The sequence below is a fragment of the Chondromyces apiculatus DSM 436 genome (genome assembly GCF_000601485.1).
GTDB lineage: Bacteria > Myxococcota_A > Polyangia > Polyangiales > Polyangiaceae > Chondromyces > Chondromyces apiculatus.
Genome location: NZ_ASRX01000003.1, coordinates 246207 through 271385, shown reverse-complemented (window position 1 = coordinate 271385; position 25179 = coordinate 246207). Strand labels below are relative to the sequence as shown.

The following is a 25179-nucleotide window of genomic DNA, read 5'->3' as shown; positions in this document are numbered from 1 at the left end:
CATGTACCGAGCTCACCTTCGCATCTCGACGCTTGCCGCGACGCTGTCACTCCTCACCCTCGCCGCCTGTGGCGGGGACGACGGCACTCCGGGGAGCACTGAAGGCCAGGGCGGCCAGGGCGGCCAGGGCGGCCAGGGCGGCCAGGGCGGCCAGGGCGGCGAAGGCGGCGCCTCGCAGCCTCCCGTCGGCCAGGACTGGACCCGCGACATCCTCTCCACGGATCTCGACCTCGACCTCACGGCGCTCACCGGACGGGCCACCATCTCCCTCCTCGCCTCCACGAGCGGAGCTGCCTCGTTCGAGATCGGCGACCTGGAGATCGTCGCGGTCACCGACGCCGCGGGGGTGCTGAAGCACGCGGTCGATGCCAGCGACCCCGAGGCGCGCCGGCTCGACGTCGAGGTCCCCGCGGAGGGGGGCGATCCGACGTTCACCGTCGAGTACCGCTTCAGCGCCCATGCGCTGTACACCGGCTGGACGCCCGAGGCCGGCGTCTCGTTCCTCTGGCCCTACTTCTGCAAGAACCTCTTCCCCTGCAAGTCCGACCCCTCCGACGGCCTGCGCTTCACCATGAACGTCACCGGCGTCGCCGAGGGGAGCACCGCCATCTACCCCGCCGAGATCCCCGCCGACGCGCCCTCCTACATGCCGGCCCTCGCCGTCGCCGCGTTCACCGACATCGACCTCGGCACCACCACCGCGGGCACCAGCGTCCACGTCTGGCACCTCCCCGGGCAGAACGCGGAAGCGCTGGAGGGCACCGCCCACCTCGTCGACGCCTTCGACTTCTTCGAGACCACCTATGGCCCCTACACCTTCGGCGATCGCGTCGGCACCGTCTCGGCCGACTGGGGCGACGGCGACTTCGGCGGCATGGAGCACCACCCTTACTGGCACGTCTCCAGGGGCGGGCTCCACGGCGAGGAGGTCAACGTCCACGAGGCCGCCCACGGCTGGTTCGGCAACGGCGTCCGCGTCGCCTGCTGGGAGGACTTCGTCCTCTCCGAGGGCGTCGTCACCTACCTCGCCGCGCACGCCCTCGACCAGTTCGGCGTCGACGTCTGGCCGGGCTACGGGTGCGAGCTGCAGTACCACTGCGACCCGGCGAACGGCGCGAACACCGTCGCCCTGCCCGACGCCACCTGCAACGAGATCGACCTGCTCAACGACCCTCTCTGGTCCGGCGTGCCCTACTACAAGGGCGCCTACTTCTTCCGCGAGGTCGCCCAGGCCATCGGCGTCGACGTGCTCGACCAGGCCCTCGCCAGCTTCTACGCCGCCCACGTCAACGGCGCCGCGCACATGGCCGACCTGCTCGACCACATCAAGGCCACGACCGACACCGCTGGCGCGGCCGCCGTCGACGAACTCACCGAGGCCTGGCTCCGCACCGAGGCGTGCCCGGTCGACATCACCACGCTCTGCCCCGACCCTTGACGCCTCCGAGCTGGCAATGCTCATCTGCGGCGAGTGTTGCCCGGGGGCGTACCGCGCGCCCGCGCGCGCTGCAGGAGCCAGCATGACCTCCCCCGATCGCGCCGCCCTGCCTCCGCTCCCCTCCCACCCCCGCGTCGTCGAGAGCGTCCTCGATCTCATCGGTGACACCCCGCTCTACGAGCTGCGCCGCCTCGAAACCGACCCCCCGCGCGCCCGCATCTTCGCCAAGGCCGAGCACCAGAACCCTGGCGGCTCGGTCAAGGACCGCATCTGCCTCGCCATGATCGAGGGCGCGGAGCAGAGCGGCGCCCTCCGCCCCGGGGGCGTGGTCATCGAGCCCACCTCCGGCAACACCGGCATCGGCCTCGCCCTCGCCTGCGCCGCCAAGGGATACCGCTGCGTCCTCACCATGCCCGCCAGCATGAGCCTCGAACGCCGCAAGCTCCTCGAAGCCTACGGCGCCGAGGTGGTCCTCACCGAGCCCGAGCTGCAGATGGAGGGCGCCATCCAGCGCGCCCGCGAGCTTGCCGACGGCATCCCCGGCGCCCTCGTCCTCGGCCAGTTCGACAACCCGGACAACCCCCGCGTCCACGCCGAGACCACCGCCCAGGAGATCCTCCACGCCATGGCCAACCTCCGCATCGACGCCTTCGTCGCCGGCGTGGGCACGGGCGGCACCATCTCCGGCGTCGGCCGCGTCCTGCGCCGCCTCCACCCCTCGTCCCGCATCGTCGCCGTCGAGCCCGAAGCGTGCGCCACCCTCTCCCGCGGCGAGCGCGGCCCCACCAAGATCCAGGGCCTCGCTGCCGGCTTCGTCCCTGGCAACTACGACCCGACCGTCGTCGACGAGGTCCGCACCGTCACCGACAGGACGGCCTGGGACACCAAGCACGCCCTCGCCTGCGAGGAAGGCCTCCTCGTCGGCATCAGCGCCGGCGCAGCCGTCCGCGTCGCGCTCGACGTCGCCCGCGAGCTGGGCCCCGACGCCAACGTGGTCACCGTCCTCTGCGACACCGGCGAGCGCTACTTCAGCCTCGGCGAGTACTTCCCTTGACCCACGACCGTTCGATCCACGACCACGCCACGCCCGCGGCCCCATCCCCCCTGGCCGCTCACCACGGAGAGCACTGACCATGGCCGACACCGAGACCACGATCCGGATCCCCACCCAGCTCCGCACCCTCACGGGCGGACAGGAAGAAGTGAAGGCCCAGGGCGCCACGGTCGCCGAGATCATCGAGCACCTCGAGCGCGCCCACCCCGGCATCCGCGCCCGCCTCCTCGACGACAAGGGCGTGCGCCGCTTCGTCAACATCTTCGTCGGCGACGAGGACATCCGCTTCCTCGACGGCCTCGCCACCCCGCTCAAGACCGGCGACCAGATCACCATCGTCCCCGCCATCGCCGGCGGCGCTTGACGCCTCCACCCCTGGTCCCACCGATGGATCGTCGCCACCTGCGCCGGGCGCTCCTCCCCGGGATCGCCCTCGCGCTGCCCCGGGAGACCGCGTGAAACCCTCCCTGTTCCGCTCGGTCCGCACCGCCGTGCTCGACGCCGTCGGCAACACCCCGCTCGTGCGCCTCTCCCGCGTCGCCCGCGACGCCCCCTCCGTCGAGGTCTACGGCAAGCTCGAGTTCTGCAACCCTGGCGGCTCCGTCAAGGACCGCGCCGCCCTGCGCATGATGCTCCGCGCCGCTGCCGACGGCCGCCTCACCTCGCAGAAGACCCTCATCGACTCCACCAGCGGCAACACCGGCGTCGCCTACTCCATGTTCGGCGCCGCCATGGGCTTCCGCGTCGCCCTGGTCATGCCCTCCAACGTCTCGCGCCCCCGCAAGGACATCGCCCGCGCCTTCGGCACCGAGATCCTCTTCAGCGACCCCCTCGAAGGCTCCGACGGCGCCATCCAGCAGGCCCGCGCCACCGTGTCCCGCGACCCCGACCGCTACTTCTACCCCGACCAGTACTCGAACCCCGACAACCCGCTCGCGCACTACCACGGCACCGGCGCCGAGATCCTCGACGCCGTGGGCGACCGCATCACCCACTTCGTCGCCGGCCTCGGCACGAGCGGCACCATCGTCGGCGTGAGCCGTCGCCTCAAGGAGCACACCCGCCCCATCCGCTGCATCGCCGTCCAGCCCGACGACGCCATGCACGGCCTCGAAGGCCTCAAGCACCTCCCGAGCTCCCTCGTCCCCGCCATCCACGACGCCGCCGCCTACGACGAGACCACCCGCGTCAGCACCGAGGACGGCTGGGACATGGCCGACCGCCTCGCCCGCGAAGAGGGCCTCCACGTCGGCCACTCTTCGGGAGCCGCCGTCTTCGCCGCCCTCACCCTCGCCAGGAAGCTCCACCAGGAGCAGGGCGGCGGCTGCATCGTCACCATCCTCTGCGACCGCGGCGACCGCTACTTCGCCCCCTCCACCTGGGAGAAGCGCTACACATGGTGAGCGATCCCGAGACCCCCGACACCGCGCCCGCTCCGCCTGCTGCGCCTGCGCCTGCGCCTGCACCTGCACCTGCGCCTGCGCCTACGCCTGCCGACACGGTCACCGCGCCCGCCTGGACCCGCGGCAACCTCGTCCTCACCCGCGCCGTCCTCGATGCGGTCGCCGCGGACGCCATCGCCGCCTACCTCCGCGACGAGGAGGCTTGCGGCTACCTCCTCGGCCCCGCCGCCGAGCCCCTCCTCCTCGACGAGCACGTGCGCATGGACAACCTCGCGAACAAGCTCCACGCCCTCGACCCCGAGCGGTACTTCCGCACGGCCCGCTCCTTCTTCGCCTTCAACGAGAAGCGCTTCGACGACGCCTTCCGCCGCGGCGCCGCCGCGGGCCGCCCCGTCAAGGTCCTCTACCACTCGCACCTCGACGTCGGCGCCTACTTCAGCCCCACCGACGCCGCGGTCATGAGCGGCGGCGAGCCCCCTGCCCACGAAGGCGCCCCCGTCACCCTCGGCCCGGGCCCTGCGTGGCCCCTCGCCTTCCTCGTCGTCAGCGTCACCCGCGCTCCCGGTGCTCCCGGTGCTCCCGGTGCTCCCGGTGCTCCCGGTGCTCCCGGTGCTCCCGGTGCCCCCGATGCTCCCGGCGCCCCCCGCGCCCCTGACGCCTCGGGCGCCCCCCGCCCCCCCGGCGCCCCCGACGGCAATGGCGACCTGCCCCGTATCGACGACCACCGCCTCTTCTGCTGGGATGGCCACTCCTTCGCACCTTCTTCCTTCACCCTCGCCGACTGACCGAAAGAGCACCTCGCATGGCTGGATTCGTCGTCTGGTTCACGGGCCTCAGCGGCACGGGCAAGAGCACCCTCGCCGCCATGCTCTCTGCCGAGCTCCGCGCGCGTGGCGTCCACGTCGAGGTCCTCGACGGCGACGAGGTCCGCACCCACCTCTCCAGGGGCCTCGGCTTCTCGCGCGAGGACCGCGACACCAACGTCCGCCGCATCGGCTTCGTCGCCAAGCTCCTCGCCCGCGCCGGCTCCTGCGCCATCACCGCCGCCATCAGCCCCTACCGCCAGACCCGCGACGAACAGCGCGCCCAGATCCCGGGCTTCGTCGAGATCCACTGCGACTGCGCCCTCGACGCCCTCGCCGAGCGCGACCCCAAGGGCCTCTACAAGAAGGCCCTCGCCGGAGAGATCACCCACTTCACTGGCGTCGACGACCCCTACGAGCGCCCCGAGCACCCCGAGCTGGTCGTCCACACCGATCGCGAGGCCCCCGAAGCCAGCCTCGCCCGCATCCTCGTCACCCTCGAAGACCTCGGCCACATCCCCCGCCGCCAGGACGCCCCGCGCACCACGCCCCCGCCCGTCGCGCGCACCATGCCGCCGCCCACCGAGCGCTCCGCGCCCCCCACCGAGCGCTCCATACCCCCCGGCGTCGCCCGCACCTCGCCTTCCGCAGCGCCTCCCGCCGCGCCTCCAGCCTCACCTCGCTCCGCGCCCCCCGGCGCCCCTCGCTCCGCACCCCCAGGCGCTCCGCGTTCCTCGCCTCCCGGCACCTCTCGCTCCACCTCCCCGCCCGCGGCCCGGCGCACCACGCCTCCCTCCGGCATGCCCCTCGCCGCGCCTCCCTCCACCTCCCGCTCCAGCTTCCCGCCCGCGGCCCGGCGCACCACGCCTCCCTCGGGCATCCCGGTCTCCGCGCCTCTCCCCTCGCGCCTCCGCCACGACGTGCTCCTCCCGCCCCACGGCGGCGAGCTGACCCCCTGCTACGTCGACCCCCGGTCCCGCGAGTCCCTCGCCGCCCGCGCCGAGACCCTCCCCATCGTCGACCTCGACGCCTGCGCCGAGCACGACCTCCACCTCCTCGCCACCGGCGCCTACGCGCCCCTGCGCGGCTTCATGACCTCGCGCGACTACCTCCGCGTCGTCCGCGACCTGCGCCTCGAACGCGGCCTCCCCTGGGCCCTGCCCATCACCCTCGCCACCACCGAGGAGGCCGCCGCGCCCCTCCGCGTCGGCGTCGAGGCTGCCCTCCGCGCCCGCGACGGCCGCCTCGTCGCCCTCCTCGACGTCACCGACATCTACCGCCCCGACAAGGACCTCGAAGCCCGGGCCCTCTTCGGCACCACCGACCCCGAGCACCCCGGCGTCGCCGCGCTGCACCAGAGCGGCCCCGTCTACCTCGGCGGCGCCGTCCACGCCTTCGACCGCCCCGTCCCTCCCGACTTCCCGGCCCGCGAGCACACCCCCGCCGAGACCCGCGCCCACTTCGCCGACCGCGGCTTCCGCCACGTCACCGGCTACCTCACCCGCGACCCCCTCGATCGCGCCCACGAGTACCTCACCAAGGCCGCCATGGAGCTGTGCGACGACCTCCTCCTCCACGCCCTCGTCGACGCCCCCTCCCCGGACGACTTCCCCGCCCCGGTGCGCATGCGCTGCCACGAGGCCCTGCTCGCCCACTACTACCCCCAGAGCCGCGTCCTCCTCTCCGTGTACCCGGCGCCCCTCCGTGCTGCGGGCGCGCGCGACCTCCTGCACCACGCCCTGGTCCTCAAGAACCACGGGTGTTCTCACGTCCTCATCGCCCCTGATCACCCCGCGCTCACCACCCCGCCAAGCGACGCGCGCCCGAGCGAATCCCGCCCCGGCGAAGCCCGCCCCGGCGAAGCCCGCCCCGGCGAAGCCCGCCCCGGCGAAGCCCGCCCCGAGGCCCGCGCCATCGACGAGGCCCGCGCCGTCTTCCAGCGCTTCGCCCCTGCCGAACTGGGCATCGTCCCGCTCTTCGTCGAGCCTGCCTTCCACTCCACGGCCCTCGGCACCATCGCCACTGCCAAGACGTCCCCTGGCGACGCCTCCACCCGGCTCCACCTCACCCCGGTCGAGGTCCGCGCCATGCTCCAGCGCGGCCAGCTCCCCCCGCCCGAGATCCTCCGCCCCGAGGTGGCGCGCCTCCTCGCCGACGCCACCGTGGTACGCTTGCCCCGCAGCACCCCGCCCGAGCGCGACCCGCAGCGAGACCCGTGATGAAATGCGTCAAGTGCACCGGCACCCTGCGCCGGATCCCCATCGACGACATTGAGGTCGACCGCTGCGACACCTGCTCGGGCCTCTGGTTCGACGCCGGCGAGCTGCGCCGCGTCCTCGGCACGAAGAGCATCGACCGCCTCCGCAGCAAGCCCGCGCCTGCCCGGGGAGAAGCGCCCGCTGTCGCCCCCGACGCCCGCCGCGGGAGCTGCCCGCGGTGCAAGGGCGCCGGCCTCCTCGTCCAGATCGCCCAGTGGGATCACGACATCCACGTCGACACCTGCGCCGTCTGCGGCGGCCAGTGGCTCGACGCCGGCGAGCTGGAGCTCCTCCGCGGCGAGGGCACCTTGTTCGGCAGCCTCCTCGAACGCGTCCGCCGCCTGGTCTCCTGACAGCCCCCCGCGTACCCTCCCTCGATGCCCCCGCGCTGGTACGTCGCGCCCGTCGCGCAGGACACGCAGGCCGCGCGCGCCACGCCCACCCTCCGCGCCGCGCGCCTCGCCACCCTCACCGTTCTCACCTGCCTCGCCACGGCCTTCTCCGCGGCGCCTGCGCGCGCTGACCTCCACGACGACGCCGAGCGCCTCGTGCGCCTCTGGTCGCTCGCGAGCGACGTCGATCTCGCCGCCGGGGCAGCTCCCCGCGTGCGCCGCCTCCAGCCCGTGTTCATGGAGCAGAACCGCCCCACCCTGGTGCGCCTCCCCCCCGCGGGCGCGCCCGACACGCGCGCTGCCTCCGCGCCCCCCGCCTCGGACGCCTCCCCAGCGCCCTCGCCCGCGTCACCCGCGCACCGCTGCGCGACGCTCGTCTTCCTCGCCCCCCGCACCGCCGACTTCACCGTCGAGACCGAGATCCTCCCCGAGAACGACGAGATCCTCGAGCAACTCCTCCGCCAGGTCCGCCGTGGCCCGCCCGAGCACCGCTCCCGCAGCGTGGCCGGCGCCGTGCGCATCGAGCGCTGCGACGAGGACCGCGACCGCCTCCGCTTCGCCGTCCTCCAGACCGAGTCCGCGCGCTCCACCGTGGAGGTCATCCTCGCCGAGTCCGTGAGCCCTCCCGGCCCGCTCGAAGGCGTCTTCCCCGAGCGCGTCTTCGGCCCCGTCGCCCCGAGCGGCGACCCGGGACGCCCCACCGAGCCCGGCCCCCTCACCGAGCGCGTCCAGCGCGCCATGCGCCGTGGCCGCACCGAGGGCGCCGCCCGCGTCACCCTCACCGAGACCGTGGCCGCCATCGACGGCACCGGCGAGGTCGCGCTCCGCCTCTCCGAAGGCTGCCACCGCCTGGAGATCATGGCCGACATCCCTCCCATCCTCCCCCGGCGCGCCACCGACATCGACGCCGACGTGCGCGAGGTCGCCCCCCCTGGCGGCTCCCCGCGCCTCATCGATCGCGACCGCGGCGAGGCCGCCGACGCCCTCCTCCTCGCCTGCGTCGGCGAGAGCACCGCCGTCGAGATCCCCTTCGCTGGCGCCGCCGGCCCCGTGCGCGTCATCGTCTCCGACGCGAGCTTCCCCGTCCCCAAGGGCGTCCCCGTCCACCTCGGCGCCCGCGCCCGCGCCGGCTTCGCGGCGGCGCTGATGCGCTGGAACGTCCCCGCGCCCGACGCCCCTCCCGTCCACGAGGCCACCGGCGTCTCGGGCGAGACCATGATCCCCCTCGCCGTGGAGCCGGGCCGCTGTTACTTCGCCGCCGTGTCCATGGCGCGCGGCGAGTCCCGCGTGCTCCGCCCCAGCATCGAGATCGAGGGCCGCGTCCTCCGCGACGACGCGGTCCGCAGCGATAGCGCTGGCGTCACCTTCTGCGCCACCACCGACGACCGCGCCGTCGCCCGCATCCTCGCCGTGGGCGCCTCCACCTGGTGGGCGCTCTCGGTGTGGCGCGTACGCTGACCTCTGGCGGGTATACGCGGAGCCGTGCACAGGCAGCGCGCGGTGCGTGCGTCTGCTGCGCAGGCCGAGCAGCGCGCGTCACAAGAGCGTCACGGGAGCCTTCTCTACAGCCTCTCCGCGCGCTCCATCGCGTCCTGCGCTTTCACGCATCTGCGCTTCACGCCTCGTGAAATTTCACGATCCACCGCGCACGTGAGCAGTGGCGCTCGGCACCCCGGTGCATGTGACCAGGTCGTTCCACGAAGCGGTCTCAGGTCTGGCCACCCTTGACCATGCATCCCTCGTGGGTGATAGTGGGACCCTCAATGGACGCTGAGCCCCCCGGTCTCGGTGCCTCGTTACACCGATACCAGCTCCAGACGCGCCTCGCGCGCGGTGGCACGGGCGAAGCCTTTCGCGCCCTGACCACCCGTGACGACGGCACCGAGGAGCTGGTCGTGGTCCGGCGGATCATGCCGCTCCACGCGGGCAGCCAGGCGCTCACCGAGCTGTTCCTGGCGCAGGCCCGGGCGATGACGCGGCTCGATCATCCGAACCTGGTGCGGGTGCTCGACCATGGCGTCGACGAGGACGGCAACTACGTCCTCGTCCAGGAGCTCGTGCAGGGCCTCGATCTCGCGCGCCTCTGCCGCTGGCTCTGGGCGCGCGACGAGCAGCTCCCGGTCCCGGTCGCGCTCCACGTGGCGACGCAGGTCCTCCATGGCCTCGCCTACGCCCACGCGCACGAGGCGACCGAGGGCGTACCCCTCGTGCACCGCGACATCAGCCCCGGCAACGTGCTCCTCTCCGCGAGCGGCGAGGTCAAGCTCGGCGACTTCGGCGTCGCGCTCGCGACGCGCGAGCCCATCGCGCCCTCGTCCACGCGCGACCCCGCGGGCAACCCTGCGCGCAACCCTGCCGAGACGCGCCGCTACCTCTTCACCGGCAAGCCCGAGTACGCCGCCCCCGAGCAGTTCGACGGCCACCCCGTCGACCCGCGCGCCGACCTCTTCGCCGTCGCCGTGGTCCTCTACGAAGCCCTGACCGGCGCGCGCCCCTTCCCGGGCGCCACCATCAGCGAGCAGAAGGAAGCCGCCCGCACCGGCCGCGACCGCCCCGTGCGTGAGCTGCGCCCCGATCTCGGCGCCGACCTCGAAGCCCTCCTGGCGCGCGCGCTCGCCACCGAGCCCGACGACCGCTTCCTCGATGCCGCGTCCATGGCCCACGCCCTCGACGCGCTGGAGCGTGCTGGAGCCCCGGAGGCCACCCCTGGCGACATCTCGGAAGACGCCGCCGCGACCTCCACCGCCACGAGGACGCCGCTGCCCCTGCCTCGACGCTCCCATCCACCCGCTGCCGAGCGTGGCGCAGAGCGTGGCGCCGAACGTGGCGCAGAGCGCGCCGACGACGAGGTGGGCGCGCATGCCAGCGTCCTCGCGCCACCCAGCCCCAGACGCGCGCGAGCCGACGCCTCGAGCACCCCTGCCAGCGCGTCTGCCAGCACCCCTGCCAGCGCCCCTGCCGATCACAGCGCGCACCTGGACCGCGCTGCGCACGCTGCCGCCGCTTCCGACACCTCGACCGCTGCCGCCGACACGGCCGACGCCAGCGCCCTCACCGCCCTCATCGCCGCGGCTCTCCGCGACGTCCCCGCGCCGCAGCCCTCTCTCCGTCCCCCGCCGGACTCCTCCGACGGCCCTCACGCGCTCGACGCCGACGAGGACCTCACCGGCCGCGAACTGGTGCACGCCGACGAAGACACCGTCTTCACCCTCGCCGCGCCCCCCGACGCGATGACCGGCGACGACCTCGCCCTCGACCTGCTCCGCGCGAGCGACGCCGACCTCTCCAGCGCCACCTCCGCCTCCGAGCACCCGTCCTCCGCCCCGCTCGCCGAGCGCCACCACCGCTCCTCGCGCCCTCCGCCTGCACGCGCGCGCCGGAGCTGGCTCCTCGTGGGCGTGGCCGCGCTCGCCGCCGGCCTCGCGGCGATCTCCTTGCGCCCGCAAGACGAGGGCGTGGTGGCCCCTGTCCGCGCCGCCGGCTCCGTGCTCCGCGCCGTCACCGCCAGCGTCGCGACGACCGCACCGAAAGCCGCCGCCGCCGCCCTCACCGCCGCTGCACCCGCCGCGCCGACGCCCCCTCCGGCAGCCGCCTCTCCGGCTCCAGACGCCGCCTCGACCGCACCCACCACCATCCCGGCCGCCTCCTCGAAGGCCTCCGACGAGCCCGAGCCCACCCGTGTGGCCCGACCGTCATCCCCTGCGCCGTCACCGTCGAGCAAGCGCCCCGCGACCGCGCCGGATCCCGCCGTGCGGAACCGTTCCTTCAGCGAGTAGCGCACGCATCTGCCTCAACGACGCTACGTCGTTGGCCCTGTCACCGCGTTGTGCGCGATCCGACCAGCCGCACACCTGAGCGCCACAGAGGTCAGGAGGTCGCGCTCCTCGCCTTCGCTCTTCTGTGCCCTCCTCGGGCGCTCTCCTGTCGGTTCAAGGCCGCCCGGCGAACTTCTCGCTGAGCGGTCTCGCGGTGAACCACATCGCTGACTGGGACCCCGACTTCAGGAACCACGAAGAGGTCCACGGGCTGGGTGGTCCACTCGCGGGCAATGACGACGGCATTGCGCAGACTGTGCTGGCGCGGCTCGCCATCCGCGACATCCCCCAGGAGGTATATCGCTCAGCTGCGTCGTGACGATGTACGAGCCTTGCGAGGGAAGGGTCGACAGGTGGTCCTCACCAAGACGGCCGTTCGCCCCTCGTCGACTCACGCTGCGCCGGAACGATCCCTCATTACGGGACGAAAGAGTCCGAACCTGGCTCTCAGGGGAACTTTCTCGAGAATACCGGCGTTTGACATGCTCGCGAGCAGTCTCCCTAGCGCTTCCTCTTCGTCCGCGGGATACGATTCACCTTCAAATGAAAGTGACGCTATCCCTCTCGACTCCAGAAACTGGAGCAAGCGCCACCCATCGATGGCGTCAGCGAATATGGCGAGCCCAACGTGCGCATCAACGGTGCTCCCAGCAGTTTTGAAGGAGATGCCTGCCCCGTGCCTCGCGCAACGCCACGACTGCTCTCCGAGCCGTAGCACAGTCACTCGCGCCACGTCCGAGAACCGCTCCCGATCTTTGGGCTCATGAAGATCCATGAAATGTGCGACCAGTTGGCGCTGTAGCTGGCAGAATTCAAGAACGACCTGGACGGCGTCCTTGCTAGAACCCTCGATCACCTCCCTGGAGTGTCCCCGCATAATCTCTGAACAGTTGCTCTGCTTCCATCTGAGTCGACGGTTGGCGTACTTCGACCGGCACTTCTTTGATGTTGGCCTTGATAGACGCTGCCGTTCGATGGTGTCCATCCGTAATATACAGAGAGCCTTCAACCTCGACCGCCTGGATGGGTTGTGTTGGGTCGAACCCTTCTTTCGTGAGCTTTTTCTTGAGATTGTCAACCGCGCTTCTTGAATCTACCTCATGTGTCGGCCGCAAGGCACGCGGATTGACCATCATGCTATCTGGCGTCGCCTTGCCGGAGGGGAGCCTGGGCAATCGTCCACCCGGACCTGTGCCCAAGAAGAGTCCAGCTGGCGCCAGAACGATCTCCTTCACGACAGGCGCAGCTTTCTCGATCGATTTGTGTGCCGCCTTGGTCATTGCGTCGCCTGCCTTGCCCAGGCCCTGACCTGCACCGCGATACGCAATTCCGAGAACGGCGCCAGTCACCGTCGCACCGAGATAGTCCTCTGCCGAGCTAACCTCGCCTCTCATGATATCATTGCCAGCCAGGCTGCCGACACTTCCTCCGGAGCCAGCACCTGCTGCAACGGCAAATCCCGAGCTTTTTACGGCAGACAGGCCGAATCGCGAAATGGCAGCGCCCAAGAGCTTACTGCCCACGACCCCCCCGGTGGTCGAGGCCACGATACCAACCGCCTGCTCGGTGTACGTCTGCGCTTTTGGCGCTTCGCGCGCTTCCTGTGTGGTCGTTGGTGCCGATGCAGCGCTTCCTCCAAAGATGGTCTCGACGGCCGGGATCAGGACATGCTTGGCGGCAGCCGTCGCAGCCGTATTCGCTGCACGACTCGCGACTTCGGCGGTGGCGTCGTATGCACGTGCAGCGGCTGCGGTGGTCTTGCCATATACGCTACTCACCGACTGCCCAGCACGGGAGAGCGTGGCTTGAACTTCCTGAAGAGACGGCAGACCCCATCGACCATTTGGGTCATGCAACCGGATGGGGTTTGCGCTGACGTATGCGTAAAGGTTGGGCCCATCGACCATTCCCGCTGCATCTGCGGATCCCCATCTCGCTAGCGGTCGATGAAGCGCAGGTTGGGGTCGTTCCAGTCGATGTTCGGCTGCGAGGCGAAGGGGATGAAGGGGCCCCAGCCATCGTCCTCGGTGCGCGCGTGGTAGCCGGCAACCGGCGGCGCAAACTGCACGAGGTCGCGCTGTCCGTCGCCCCCGAGGTCGAGGATCTGCGGTGAGATACCCGCCGCGATCACCGGGCGGTCGCGGAGGCGCCGGGGCGGGGCGAAGTGTCCCCCGCCCTCGTTGCGCTGGTAGACCAGAGCGCCGCCCTGCTCGGAGAGGACACCGGGGAGGCCCTCGCCTTCGAGGTCGACCCACTGGTGGCCCTCGAACGTGCGGCTGGAGAGGACCTCGGCCATGTCGGGGTCGAGCTGCTTCACCTGTCTCTGCGCGGAGGCCTTGGTGTAGCCGAACTCCACGGGGGGGAAGGCCTTGAAGGTGTAGGGCCCGGTGCTGCCCGCGGGACGCAGGTATCCCTTGTGGGTGACCGAGACCAGTCGGCTGAGTGAAGGGTTCTCGTCGTAGGTGAGGTCCACGGATCGGACCAAGGTCGGCACTGCGCTGCGCGCTGGGACGCGGTCGGGGTCGAGCCCGGTAGTGGCCTCGGGGCCGAGCTCCTGGAACCCGTGAAACATCAGCACGCGCTGGCAGAGGCGGTGGGTGCGCAGCTCGAAGCCGGCGCGGTACTGCGAGAAGGAATCGGGGCGGGCGCGCCAGGAACGATCAGGGGCAGGGTCGGGGGTGGGCTGCGCCGGATCGTGCTCGCCGTAGTCGAAGACCAGCTCCAGCACGCAGCTCGCGCCGCTGGCGTCGCCAGGCACAGTGTTGCCGTAGAGCACCCGCTTCAGGTAGCGGTTGGTGAAGGGAGCGAGACCGCGGCGGCGCGCATCTTCGTAGAGGGCCGGCAAGGTGTTGGCGAGGTCTTCCTCCACGTAGCCGTAGAGGATCATGTTGCCACGGTCGTCCTCGCTGCGCTCAAGCAGCCAGGAATAGACACGTCGGGGCAGGCTCGTGTCGCCAGGAGCGCTCATACCGCCAGGAGCGCTCATACCGCCAGGAGCGCTCATACCGCCAGGAGCGCTCGTGCCTCCAGGAGCGCCCGGGCTACTCGGGTCAGCGATCTGCGCCTCCTGGGACGCGCCGTACACGTGGTTCACGTTGTCGCGCGTGGTGACCCGCCAGTGGACCTCGTCCGTGGTCCGGCTGCGCCAGCGCTCGATGCGGGCGTAAGCGCCCTCCAGACGGGGCCGGTAACGGCGCACCTCGTGGTCTCCGCTGGCAAACTCGTCCAACGTTCCGTCGGCGCTCAGGCTGGGGACCAGCTCCTCGAAGCCCGAGAGCAAGAAGATGTCAGAGTCACCGGCGTCGTCGTACCGAGGCACCCCCTTGTCGGTCTTCCGGGTGATTGCCGGAACGGAGAGTTGCCACCCGAGGCCGAAGGGACCGTTGCCGGCGCCGGAGTCGTACGAGAGAGAAAGCGAGGGGCCGAATCCCTGGCGCCCGGGGGTGAGCGGGAGGGGAATGTCGAAGCCGCCGGTGCCGGTGGCGGGAGCGACGCGGAAGGCCTCGCCCAACCCGCGGACAGCGCCGCCGCCCTTGGGCAGGGAGGGCGCTGTCGCTTTCACGGGCGAGAAGCCACCGGGCGCTGTCGCGGAGGTCCCAGTTGCGGCCGCGGTATCCCAGTTGCGGTCGCGGTAGAGGTAGAAGGAGCGCGGGACGCCGCGCCGGCAGAAATCCGGCGGGAGCTTCGATCGTCGTTCATAAACGGCCTCTCGTGAATGTCTGCTGCATCGGGTGCGGCCCGGCAGGACTCCCCGCGAGCGCCCGTCGACGCGCGCCTCTGCTGAAAAAGGGACTTCTCTGGCCGTGGAGCGATGACGCACGCGGCGTGTGCTCAGGCAATCCGGGCGCGCGCGTGGACAATCCCACGCCATCGTTCACGTGCGTGTGGCGCTCGGCGTGCAGCGCCGCCCGAGGAATGCACTGTGTCGCGCGGCATGCGTCCAATCAATGCAGACGTTGCCATCGCAATGCCGTTGAAGCGGGGTGTGCTTCCCGATGTACCGGTGGCGGGGAATCGCCAGAAGTGGCCCATCCGTGGTTTGCGGGAGTGCGGTCGACGCGCACCTGCGCGGACGAGAACGCCTTCAGCACGACCCCCCGCACGTGGAGCCCTCCTTCGCGGGCGAGGAAGCCGCCAGCACGACCCCACGCCTCACGGACGTGGCGACGGATGCTCGCCGGGGTCTGCGCAGGCCGAGATCTCTCCGGAGATGAGGCGCTGCGTCCGGGAAGACGTGGTTTTTTCGGCAGACGAGGCCTCCGGGCCCGCGGCGGCGTGGTTTTTTCGGAAGACGAGGCCTCCGGGCCCGCGGCGGCGTGGTTTTTCCGGCAGACGGGGCGTCCGGGTCCGCGGCGACGTGGTTTTTTCGGGAGACGAGGCCTCCGGGCCCGCGGCGACGTGGTTTTTCCGGGAGATGAGGCGATCGCGATGAAATCCACGCGGCTGGGAGGCAGGACGCGCGTTTCAAGCCGACTTCCGACCGGAGGAGGGCTCCTCATCCCTCGACCGCAGGACCTCCCTCGACTCCTGGAGCCCGCCCTCAGCCGCCGCCTGCTCCCCTGCGCCCGGCCTCCCCACCTCCCGCCCTTCTCCCTGCGCTGCGTACGCCCCTGCGCAGGTCTTCCCACCTTCTCCCATGAAAATGTTCCACCACACTTTCCAGGGCTTCCCTCCGTCCCCGTCTCCTCGGTAAAGATACGCGCATGACGCAACCCCGCACGTTAACGCTCGATCTTTCCATGGCCGATCTCCACCAGGAGATCCTCCACACCCAGGCGCTCCTCAGCGCCTATCCCTTCCTCTCCACGCTCGTCCCGCCCTTCGTGGCGCTGCTTCCCTCGTGGCTCGCGCTGCACGAAGAGGAGCTGGGGCACGATCGCGCCATCGCCCTCGCCGAGGCGCGCATCGTGGCCGTCGACGATGCCTTCGACTACCTCGCCGTGGCCATCTCCAGCGCGCTGCTCGCGGAGCTGGGCGGCAACCGCAAGGCGGAGCGCTACCTGCGGTACTACGGCGCAGCCCCGCCCGGAAAGCTGAAGCGGCCGGTGCTCGGCGAGCAGCTCGCGACCATGCGCGACTGGGTGCCGTCGCTGACCGCCGAGGAGACGTCACCGACGCTGCAGGCCTACGGGCAGCAGCTCGCCGAGCGGGTCATGCAGGCAGACCAGGCGGTCACCGCGCTGGCCCAGGCGACGCAGCAGCGCACGGACTTCGTGATGATGGGCGCCCGCAAGGCGTTCGTGGACACGCTGAACGCGCTGCGCCTGACGACGTACGGTCAGGTCGCGGAGCTGCCCCACAAGCGCCCGGACCTGAACCTGCCCCGCGACTTCGGGGACCGGTTCTTCCTGCGCGACACGAGCCACCGGAAGCCCTCGGTCTCCGACGTGGAGCAGGTGGTGCTGCGCCTCCGCGCTCGGCTGCAGAAGCAGGAAGATCTGCTGGAGCGGCTGCAAGAGGAGGCCGAAGAGGAGGCGCGCCTGCAAGAGGAGGCCGAGGTGCGCGCCGCCGAGGAGGTGCTGCTCGCAGCAGAGCGCAAGCGCGCCGATGCGCAGAAGAAGCTGGACGCGGCGAAGGCCAAGGCGTCGGAGCGGCAGAAGTAGCGCTGGCCGGCGCGTGAGAGAGAAGGTCTGACGGCGGCGCTCTCCGGATGAAGGGGAGTGCCGCGGGACCTGAAGAGAGGCGTCTCCTCGGGTAGGAGGCGCCTTTTTTGATCACGGGACCAGGCTTTAGCCAGGTGCGCTCTTGGAGCGTGGAGCGTCGGTGAGACAGAGCAAGGAAGTGTTCCTTTGTCCTGAAGCTCAACAGGGGGCTCCTGGTCTCAACCCGGATCGCGGTCGGACCGTTGAACCATTACGATGGCAACGGTGCACTGGTCAGAGCGCAATGGATGGTGAGGGTCTAGTGCTCCGGCTTTTCGCTTTTCCTTCCCGCATCGCCTCCGAGGCGCGTGATGAGGTCCGGAGCTGCACGCGAATGATCACGCCGTAGCAGTGTAAAAACAAAGCGCTTCATTGCGAAGAGGCGATCCGCGAATGAACCTTTGCTGATGCCGGACCAAAGGTTTCGTCGGACGGCGCGTCGCGCTTCGACGTGCCATCGCTTCAGAATGGCTTTCGCCGCTTCATCGTGGGCTCGCCGCGTCCGCGCATGAGCAGCCTCGGTACGGGGAGGCACGCCCTCGAGCGCCGTTGACACGTAGTTCGTCTGTACTTCCTTACCCGTGAACGGATCCATCGCATAGCCAATACGCCATGCGGGTCCAGGGTCATCCACGCTTGCTTCGATTGCAACTGCCAGGTCGCCGAAGTAGCGAACGTCCACGCGCAACGTTCCTCCAGCCTCCCGTTGGACTGTGACTTGATGCGCAAGACGTTCGAAGGTCGTGGGCAGTGGCCAGGGTTTCTTTGCGTACGTGACGTTTGTAGAGACGCGCTCGCTGAGTGAACCTCCAGCGACGTATTTCCACAGTTCTGCTTCGCCGATACCTCCAGCCAGTCCCTTCCAGGCCATCAAGGTTAGCGCCGTCTTTGTTGCAGCCCGGAAGTATTCCTCTCCTCCAAGCTCCACGTTGAATTCTGCCATGCTCGGGAACACTGAATGTATCCGAGCGTCAATCACGCGCACCTTATTGCCTTTTCGTTCTTGCGCCTTCAGGTATGCCCGCACCTCCTTCTCCGAGCCGAACCGTATAGTTTGCCTGCCATCCTTCTCGTCAATGATCACTGGTCGACCGGGGACTGGTTGTGGGACCGCTCCAGGTGTCAAATCGACCTTACCCATGCTGGTCGACTCCGCCCTCACCGTCGCCGTTTGACCGCGGTCCCCGGTGATGTTGAGCAGCATCCTGGGACCTTTCAGAGCGTTCGCGAGATGCGCATCGATAGTAGCGCCATGACCATTATTGCAATGCGCGCACAGGACATCGCGGATCTTACGTCGGCCGCCAATCGCGCTCGGGAACAGATGCTCCAGCGAGTCCGCCGGGTTTTCGGTGCAGCAGCGGCAGATGAACATGGTGCTCCAATGGCAGGTTCAGCAGTCTCAGGCTTTCCGGAAGGCGCGCTAGCTCGTTATGCAGCCTTCCCCTCGACAGCGACGGCTCTCAACACTACCCGGCAGTGGCCGCCTTCAAGACGGATCTCCGGCTCAGGCAACCCACGCATCAGCATGAGGCTGCGCATCTCCGGGAGGCCGATCATCTCCGGGACGCCCATGCCGAGCTTCTCGCGGCGGCTGGCGCGGACGAGGGCGGCGGCGAGGGCGGGGTTGCGGCGCTGGCTGATGCCGCCGAGGCGGATGCTGTCGAGAGAGCGCTGGTTCAGCAGGACGCCCGGGTTGATGACCTCGACACGGTCGTCGTACACGAAGAGGCGGATCTGGGAGGCGGCGCGGTAGTCGCGGTGGGCGAGGGCGTTGAGCACGGCCTCGCGCCTGGCGGGCATGGGGATGCCGCGCTCCTCGCGGCGGTAGCCCTCGATGCGGGCAGGGGCCGCGACGTTGCGATCGAGGAAGGAGATGGCGGCGTCGAGCTGCTGGAAGAGGTTCCCGTCGAGGTCGTGGCGGTCCTTCATCTCGCCGGAGATGCGGGTGCCGGGGAAGCACACGGCGGAGATGCGGGCGTCGGGGAGCCAGCGCTGGGGCTCGCGGGCGAAGAGGAGCACGCCGGCCACGGTGAGGGCGCCGCTGGGATCGAGGCACTGGAGCGCCTTGAGGTAGGGCAGGCGCCGGGCTGGGGCCGCGGGGCCGTAGGCGTCCTTGAGGAAGCGGTCGAGGGCGTCGAGGTCGAGGTCGTCGACGCCCAGGAAGATCTGGCCGCCTCGGCCGTTGGCGAAGGCGACGATCTCCCGGGCGAGGTCCTTCAGGTCGATGGTGGCCCGGGCGACGCTCTTGAACTCGGTCCGTGCGTCCTCGCCGAGGCGCAGCCGCTGCTCGATGTTCCCCGTCACGGCGGGAGGATAGCGCTTCCCCGCTCTGGAAGCGCTGGTTTCCCCGGGGCGCGCGCTCTCGCAAAGACCGGCGAGGCATCCGGGCGACAACGTACTAGCCTCGTCTTCCGACCGTGCGCACCTCCATCCATCGCTCCTCGTCGCAGCCTGTGGCTTGCTTTACCCGCGCGTTCGTCGCGCTCCTCGCGCTTCTCGCGCTCCTCGGTGCGCTGGGCTGCGGGGCGCCGGCTGCGCCGCCGGCTGCCGGAGGGAAGCCTGGGGTCACGGGGGCCACGGCGCTGCGGGTGCTCGCCGACACGATGGAGGGGCGGGCGCTGCTCGACAACGACAGCAGGCTCGCAGGGAGCGCGGGGGCCGGGCCGCTGCAGCTCCTCGGGGTGGATGTCGCGGTCGAGGGAGACCGCGTGGGGGGGTTCATCGAGGTGCCGCAGGCGGAGTGCGTGCTGGTCATCGCGCGGGCATCGCCGACGGTGGGGGATCTCGATCTCGCGGCCTACGACGATGACGGGAGCACCTTCTCCACGGACGAGGCGCCGGATCCGAAGGCGACGATCCTGGTGTGCCCGCCCCATCCGCGGCGGCTGTACGTGGTGGCGCGGGTGACGGCGGGGTCGGGGGTGGTGGCGGTGGGGGTGCAGAGCGTGGAGGCGCGGGCGGCGGAGGCGGTGGCGCAGGCGGTGGGGGCGCGGGGGCGGCCCGGGGAAGGGAGCGGGATCGCGTCGTCGTGGCCAGGGCTGGAGGGGAAGCTGCGGGCGCACCGGGCAGGGATCGGGGGGCGCTGGGACGATGTGCGGTGGCTGGCGCTGCCGGTGGGGTCGATCGCGCCGGCACGGGTGAGCTTCGTGGTCGATGCGGGGCGGTGCCTGGATGTGCTGGTGGTGCCGAGCGATGAGGTGGGGACGCTGGAGGTGGTCGCGGAGGATGCGGGGGGGCGCATCGTGGCGCGCGCGCGGGAGCTGGGGCAGGACCGGGGGTTCGTGCTGTGCGCAGGGGAGAGGGCGGAGGTGTCGCTGGCGCTGCGGGCGCGGGGTGCAGGGGGGCTGTGCGCGGTGATGGCGGGGCGGTCGGAGGTGGGGACCGAGGGGGAGATCGAGGGGACGTTTCCGATCGCGCGGGTGACGGAGACGCGGGCGCTGACGGTGGTGCGGGGGGTGCACGACAGGGCGATGGAGGGGCGGGGGTTCGGGGCGCCGCGGGCGTCGACGGGGACGGCGAAGCTCGGGAGCCGCAGCTCGGTGGCGGTGGAGCTGCCGGCAGGGTGCGCGCGGATCGATGTGCTCGCGGGGAAGCCGCTGGGGGAGTTCCTGGCGGAGCTGTGGAACGAGCAGGGGGAGCTCCTGGTGGCGGAGCGCGCGGGGGCGGCGGCGACGCTCTACGGGTGCGGGGCCGGAGGGCAGGGGAGGATCGACGTGGAGTCGCTGGCGCGGCCAGGCCCGTTCGGGGTGGTGGTGCGAAAGGATCCGGCGGCGCCGCAGGTGCTGGTGAAGCATCCGACGGCGGCGGCGCGGTTGATGTCGCGGCTCATCGCGGGTGAGGGGGGGAGCGCGGGCGGTGGGGCTGGCGAGGGGGTGAGGGGCGCGGCGGGGAGCGCGGCGGGGGCGCAGGTGGTGACGCTGGAGGAGGCGCGGCTCGCGACGGTGCCGCTGACGGTGCCGGTGCGGTCGTGCTCGGAGGTGATCGTGGCGCTCGATCGGCAAGGGGCGGGGCTCGATCTGCGGCTCGTGGAGGGCGGGGGGACGGGAGACGCGAAGGGGGGGACAGGGGAGGGGAGGGAGGCGCGGGAGGCGCGGGTGGCGCGGGGGAGGTACGTGGTGTCGGACCGGCGGTGCGCGGGGAACGCGCCGATGCAAGGGGCCGTGGAGCTGCGGCTCGGCGCGGGGAAGGGGGAGGCGCTGGTGCTGGTGCGGAAGGTGGAAGGGCCTTGAACGCGGCGGCCTGAGACGCCGCTGGGTGAGGCGGGTGGAAGGGGCTTGATGCGCACGCAGGGAGGGAGAGGCTTCAGGTGCCGAACTCGTCCGCGGCCTTGAACCGCTGCCAGTCGCTCGCGCGCGGGCGTTTCTCGTCGCTGGAGCGGCGCAGCCACGCCTCCTTGAATTGTCTGGCGCGCCTCAACAGGTCAGCGTCGGAGAGCTTCGGCCCTTCGAGCTCTGCGAGCAGGTCCCAGACACTGGCGCCGATCGAGACAGCCCGATCGGAGAACGTCGCGGCCAGCTCCCGCAGGGCGGCGAGCCGCCTTGGCTCTTCGCGTGGTCGCACGATGTGGAGCACATCGTGCAAGGCGGCGGGATGGAGCGCGAGCAGGTCCTTGTCGGACAGGACGCGGACGAGCCACTGGTCCTCAGAACAGAGGAGCGGGTTGCTGTCTTCGGTGCTTGTGAGGTCTTCGAGATCACGGGCGACGCAGCGGTCGTGGCGCAGGACGATCGGATCGCGATCGGGCTCCTCCGGGAGCTTCACCGCCTCTGTCGATCGGGTGCGAACGACGCCGACGCCGTAGTACTCAAAGAGTTCCTTCAACGCGATCTCGATGCGACGACGGAGCCGGTAATAGTCTTGCTTGTCAGCAGCCTCCCAGTCCGGGGGCAGGCCGAGATCCTGCAGGAACTCGTCGAAGCGCGCCAGTGTGGCGGGTTTGCCCAGGAGCTGCGCGACAGCGTGGAAGTGAGCGACGTAGAAGTTCGCGGAGCGCGCCAGAGACTGGTCCACGCCGACGCACGATCGGTAACGGCGCGCCGCGTGTACGAGATGTGCCGCCATCTCCTCGAGGTAGACACTCGGGACGACGGCCTTGATGCCACGCTTGCCAAGCGCGTCGTGAAGTTCGACGGCGCTCTCCGAGGTCACCCATCCACCTGCAACACGGTCGAGCTTCCCACAGAGCATCGGAAGCGCGACGGACGCATCGAGCCAGATCACGAGGTCTTCCCGTCGCGTGAGCGCGGTGGCCAGCTCGCCGCTCTCACGGTTGGTCATCTGGATGAAAAACTCTGCCGCAGCGAGTGCTTTGCCGTAGTGCGATGCCGAGACGATATCCATGAGCGCTTTGACGGCTTCCCGGGAGGTGCCGCCGCTCGGCTTGAGGTCATCCGAGAGGCGCCGTTCCAACTGGTCGAGGCGTCTCGTGAGTTCGTCCGAAGAGTGTCCAGGCAGCGCACAGAGCGTGTTCTCGCGCGCGAGGAGCCCCAGGCTGTCGAAGATGTCTTCCACCACCGCTTTGCGCCGGTCAGGATGGTGGATTCTCCCCTCCAGCGCGTGAATGCACTGCTCGCGGAGGTCCGCGGCGGAGACCTCCTGGAGGCTCAGGGCCGCTTCCGTGAGTGTCCTGAGCTTGCTTGTCGCCGAGACGCGGTCCGATTCCGTCTCGATAAGACCTTCGGTTGCGAGCGCTGCAAGCTCCCGGCGGAACAGGCGCCGTACCGAAATTCCGAACGGAAGTCCCCCGTTTTTTCGTGGAAGAACGAGAATGCGAGGCGCGCATCGGTAGCAGCGTTGCGGGGGCGGGACGTCTGCTGTGCGGGCAAGACGCCAGTGAGGTGTGTCAGCGCGGCGAGCACCTCAGAATCCGCGGCCATTGAGGCAATGGCGCGTGCATCGTGCATCGTGCATCGTGCATCGTCACGCCGTACTCCGTCTCGAGCTGGTCTAGCTTCTTCTGGGGCGCCTCTGGCGTCTGAGCGCACATGAAGTACACGTATCCGCTCTTCCTGAGCAGTTCGTGTTCACGGAGAGCGCCACATGTCTGAACGCTGAAGGTGACGGTACGTGCTTAAGCAGCTCTACCCAGTCGTCCGTCAGCACTGCTCGACCTCCGGTTCCCAGAACGTTCAGTCTCACGCAGCTTCGTATCATCAAGCGTGGTTGATCGCACCTGAGACGGTGGGCGGTGCGCAGCCTCGTCCACGTGGCGAGGGCGTGGAGGCCCTCGACAGGGCTCACGTGTGTGGAGGGGGCGTCAGGTGACGCCGTGGGTGAGCTTCTTGAGGGGCTTCACGAGCAGGGCGAGGAGGACGGCGCCGATGCCGGAGGAGTAGACGAAGATGCTGAAGTACGAGGTGGGGGTGATGACGCCCCAGCTCTCGCCGAGGCTGCCGCCGACGTACTGGGCGACGGAGCTGGCGAGCATCCAGACGCCCATGAAGAGCGAGGCGAAGCGCGCGGGGGCGAGCTTGGTGACCATGGAGAGGCCGACGGGGGAGAGGCACAGCTCGGCGATGGTCGCGAGGAAGTAGCTGAGGATCAGCCAGAGGCCGCTGACGCGGGCGGCGTTGGAGCGGTCGGCGAGGGTCTGGAGGGCCTCCTGGTACTCCTTCGGGGCGCCGGCGCGGAGGAGCTGGATCTTGGCGTCGACGTCGACGGCGCCCTTGAGGGTGAGGGTCGCGGTGGCCGGGTCCCAGGCGGAGACGATGCGCTCCTTCTGCTTGTCGGTGAAGAGGAGCTGGAAGCCCTCGGGGAGGGCGGCGATCTTCATGGGGACGGGGCGCTTCTCGGAGGCGTTCTTGCTCGCCTTCTCCAGCTCGTTGAGCGAGGTGAGGTAGGCGGGGTCGACGGCCGGCTCGAGGGCCTGCTTGATGGCGTAGGAGGGGAAGGCGCCGCGGGTCGCGAGCTCGCCCTTGGCGGGGTCGAAGCTGGTGCGGCCGGCGTTGATCTTGGCGAGGTCGACGCGGGCGGGGAGCTCCTTGAGGGGGACGCTGGTGGCGGTGCCGTTCTCGCTGATGCCGGCGCCGACCATGGCCAGGAAGGAGAGCGCCACGAAGAACATGCAGATGGCCATCTTGCCGGGGATGGACAGGTTGACGCTGCGGCGCGCGAGCCACACCCAGAGCGCGGCGAAGACGGGGCCGAGGGAGACGATGAAGAAGGGGTTGACGGACTGGTACCACTCGGCCGGGAACTCGACGAAGACGAGGTGGCGGTCGGTCTGGAACTCGGCCCAGAGGTTGAGCGCGTTGCCGGCCTGCTCGAAGGCCATCCAGAAGATCACCGAGAAGAAGAACAGGGCGAAGATGACCGAGCTCTTGTCGCGGGTGGCGCCCTTCAAGGTGCGCAGGGTGACGCCCATCCAGCCGGCGATGGCGCCGAAGGCGATGGGCATGATGAGGTCGGTCCAGTGGGCCTCACCGCGGACGACGTCGATGGCGTACTTCACGGGGAGGACCACGGCGAGGGCGAGCATGAGCAGGGGCATGCCCTGGGAGATGATGCCGGCGAAGCCCGTGGCGCCGGGCTCGTGGGCGTCGTGCGCGTCGCGGGTCACCGGGTCGTTGATCTCGGCGGCGTGGGCCGGGTCGCGCTTCGCCACCTCGGCGTCGGTTTTGGCGATCTCGCGGGCGGTGCGCAGGTCGTTGCCGGCGGCCTTGACGGCGGCGAGGACCTTGCCCTGGCCGGCGAGGAAGATGAGCAGGCCGATGACCATGCCCACGCCGGCGGCGCCGAAGCCGTAGTGGAAGCCGAAGCGGTCGCGGAGGTAGCCGCAGACGAGGGGGGAGAAGAAGGCGCCGAGGTTGACGCCCATGTAGTAGATGGTGAACGCGCCGTCGCGCCGCTGGTCGTTGTCGCGGTACATGCGGCCGACGAGCGTGGAGAGGTTGGGCTTGAAGAAGCCGTTGCCGAGGATGAGGAACCCGAGCGCCGCGATCATGGCAGGGAGGGGTTCGAGGGCCATCAGGAAGTGGCCGATGGCCATGAGCACGCCGCCGGTGATGATCGCGGCGCGGAGGCCGAGGTAGCGGTCGGCGAGCCAGCCTCCGATGAGCGGGGTCAGGTAGACCAGGCTGGTGTACCACTTGTACACCTGCGAGGAGTCGCCCGGGTTCCAGCCCAGGTAGCTGACGAAGTAGAGGACGAGGAGCGCGCGCATGCCGTAGTAGCTGAAGCGCTCCCACATCTCGGTCGCGAACAGGACGTAGAGGCCGGTCGGGTGACCCTTCGGGGTGGCCTGATCCGCGGGGGAACCGCTTTCGCCCGCAGGGGCGGCTGACGAACTCATGGCGCGGAGGACACCCGGCGAGGACAGCCTTGTCAAGGCGTCGAGGCGTCGATGGAGCGCGGCGCAGGGGGGATTTTGAAA

At 70.3% G+C, this 25179-nt stretch carries 19 protein-coding genes; 12 read left to right on the top strand and 7 right to left on the bottom strand.

Features of this window, described 5'->3' with window-relative positions; genetic code table 11:
• Position 1: 1 nt before the first annotated feature.
• From CAP_RS02745 to CAP_RS02700, 10 genes are all read left to right on the top strand, one after another.
• Positions 2 to 1438 (top strand): M1 family aminopeptidase, encoded by a 1437-nt coding sequence (locus tag CAP_RS02745; protein ID WP_044235626.1) that lies wholly within the window; start codon positions 2 to 4, stop codon positions 1436 to 1438.
• A gap of 82 nt (positions 1439 to 1520) precedes the next feature.
• Entirely contained in the window at positions 1521 to 2492 is a 972-nt protein-coding gene (gene cysK, locus CAP_RS02740; RefSeq protein ID WP_044235624.1) for a cysteine synthase A, read from the top strand.
• 79 nt (positions 2493 to 2571) lie between these two features.
• Positions 2572 to 2856 (top strand): MoaD/ThiS family protein, encoded by a 285-nt coding sequence (locus CAP_RS02735; protein ID WP_044235623.1) that lies wholly within the window; start codon positions 2572 to 2574, stop codon positions 2854 to 2856.
• A gap of 91 nt (positions 2857 to 2947) precedes the next feature.
• Positions 2948 to 3895, top strand: a complete 948-nt coding sequence (locus CAP_RS02730; protein WP_044235621.1) for a PLP-dependent cysteine synthase family protein — start codon at positions 2948 to 2950, stop codon at positions 3893 to 3895.
• The gene (locus CAP_RS47420; protein ID WP_081864496.1) at positions 3889 to 4680 is read left to right on the top strand and encodes a M67 family metallopeptidase; all 792 of its coding nucleotides are present in this window, start codon (positions 3889 to 3891) and stop codon (positions 4678 to 4680) included. The genes CAP_RS02730 and CAP_RS47420 overlap by 7 nt, the downstream gene beginning before the upstream one ends.
• A gap of 17 nt (positions 4681 to 4697) precedes the next feature.
• Positions 4698 to 6917, top strand: coding sequence for an adenylyl-sulfate kinase (gene cysC, locus CAP_RS43600; protein ID WP_052373999.1), 2220 nt, complete (start codon positions 4698 to 4700; stop codon positions 6915 to 6917).
• Positions 6917 to 7309, top strand: a complete 393-nt coding sequence (locus CAP_RS02715; protein WP_044235618.1) for a TFIIB-type zinc ribbon-containing protein — start codon at positions 6917 to 6919, stop codon at positions 7307 to 7309. The genes cysC and CAP_RS02715 overlap by 1 nt, the downstream gene beginning before the upstream one ends.
• Before the next feature lie 24 nt (positions 7310 to 7333).
• Positions 7334 to 8806, top strand: coding sequence for a hypothetical protein (locus CAP_RS02710; protein ID WP_044235616.1), 1473 nt, complete (start codon positions 7334 to 7336; stop codon positions 8804 to 8806).
• Positions 8807 to 9111: 305 nt separating this feature from the next.
• The gene (locus tag CAP_RS02705; RefSeq protein ID WP_197040966.1) at positions 9112 to 11124 is read left to right on the top strand and encodes a serine/threonine-protein kinase; all 2013 of its coding nucleotides are present in this window, start codon (positions 9112 to 9114) and stop codon (positions 11122 to 11124) included.
• 193 nt (positions 11125 to 11317) lie between these two features.
• The gene (locus CAP_RS02700) at positions 11318 to 11482 is read left to right on the top strand and encodes a hypothetical protein (RefSeq protein WP_156040436.1); all 165 of its coding nucleotides are present in this window, start codon (positions 11318 to 11320) and stop codon (positions 11480 to 11482) included.
• Between the two features lie 72 nt (positions 11483 to 11554).
• Here the strand turns inward: CAP_RS02700 and CAP_RS55630 are convergent, their stop codons facing one another.
• The 3 genes from CAP_RS55630 to CAP_RS02695 are packed head-to-tail and all read right to left on the bottom strand — an operon-like array spanning position 11555 to position 14725.
• On the bottom strand, positions 11555 to 12040 hold the full coding sequence (locus CAP_RS55630) for a DUF6896 domain-containing protein (RefSeq protein WP_370865966.1): 486 nt from the start codon (positions 12038 to 12040) through the stop codon (positions 11555 to 11557).
• Positions 12003 to 13070, bottom strand: coding sequence for a ParB N-terminal domain-containing protein (locus CAP_RS47415; RefSeq protein ID WP_081864494.1), 1068 nt, complete (start codon positions 13068 to 13070; stop codon positions 12003 to 12005). Before CAP_RS47415 ends, CAP_RS55630 begins: the two co-directional genes overlap by 38 nt.
• A gap of 29 nt (positions 13071 to 13099) precedes the next feature.
• Positions 13100 to 14725 carry a SpvB/TcaC N-terminal domain-containing protein gene (locus CAP_RS02695; RefSeq protein ID WP_044235800.1) on the bottom strand — a complete coding sequence of 542 codons (1626 nt, stop codon included), beginning with the start codon at positions 14723 to 14725 and terminating at the stop codon, positions 13100 to 13102.
• Between the two features lie 1141 nt (positions 14726 to 15866).
• Between CAP_RS02695 and CAP_RS02690 the strand changes: the two genes are divergently transcribed.
• Complete coding sequence (locus CAP_RS02690; protein ID WP_156040435.1) at positions 15867 to 16766, top strand: hypothetical protein; 900 nt, start codon at positions 15867 to 15869, stop codon at positions 16764 to 16766.
• A 298-nt stretch (positions 16767 to 17064) separates the two neighbouring features.
• Here the strand turns inward: CAP_RS02690 and CAP_RS47410 are convergent, their stop codons facing one another.
• Positions 17065 to 18180 (bottom strand): HNH endonuclease, encoded by a 1116-nt coding sequence (locus CAP_RS47410; RefSeq protein ID WP_081864492.1) that lies wholly within the window; start codon positions 18178 to 18180, stop codon positions 17065 to 17067.
• 56 nt (positions 18181 to 18236) lie between these two features.
• A complete protein-coding gene (locus CAP_RS43595; RefSeq protein ID WP_052373997.1) occupies positions 18237 to 19112 on the bottom strand; it encodes an ATP-binding protein in 876 nt (291 codons plus the stop codon).
• A gap of 113 nt (positions 19113 to 19225) precedes the next feature.
• On the opposite strand from CAP_RS43595, the gene CAP_RS49760 reads away from it, so the two are divergent.
• On the top strand, positions 19226 to 21037 hold the full coding sequence (locus CAP_RS49760) for a hypothetical protein (RefSeq protein ID WP_044235609.1): 1812 nt from the start codon (positions 19226 to 19228) through the stop codon (positions 21035 to 21037).
• A gap of 73 nt (positions 21038 to 21110) precedes the next feature.
• On the opposite strand, the gene CAP_RS02675 is transcribed toward CAP_RS49760, so the two are convergent.
• Both CAP_RS02675 and CAP_RS02670 read right to left on the bottom strand, forming a co-directional pair.
• Positions 21111 to 22322 carry a hypothetical protein gene (locus CAP_RS02675; RefSeq protein WP_044235608.1) on the bottom strand — a complete coding sequence of 404 codons (1212 nt, stop codon included), beginning with the start codon at positions 22320 to 22322 and terminating at the stop codon, positions 21111 to 21113.
• Positions 22323 to 23064: 742 nt separating this feature from the next.
• The gene (locus CAP_RS02670; protein WP_044235606.1) at positions 23065 to 25098 is read right to left on the bottom strand and encodes a peptide MFS transporter; all 2034 of its coding nucleotides are present in this window, start codon (positions 25096 to 25098) and stop codon (positions 23065 to 23067) included.
• Positions 25099 to 25179: the final 81 nt, after the last annotated feature.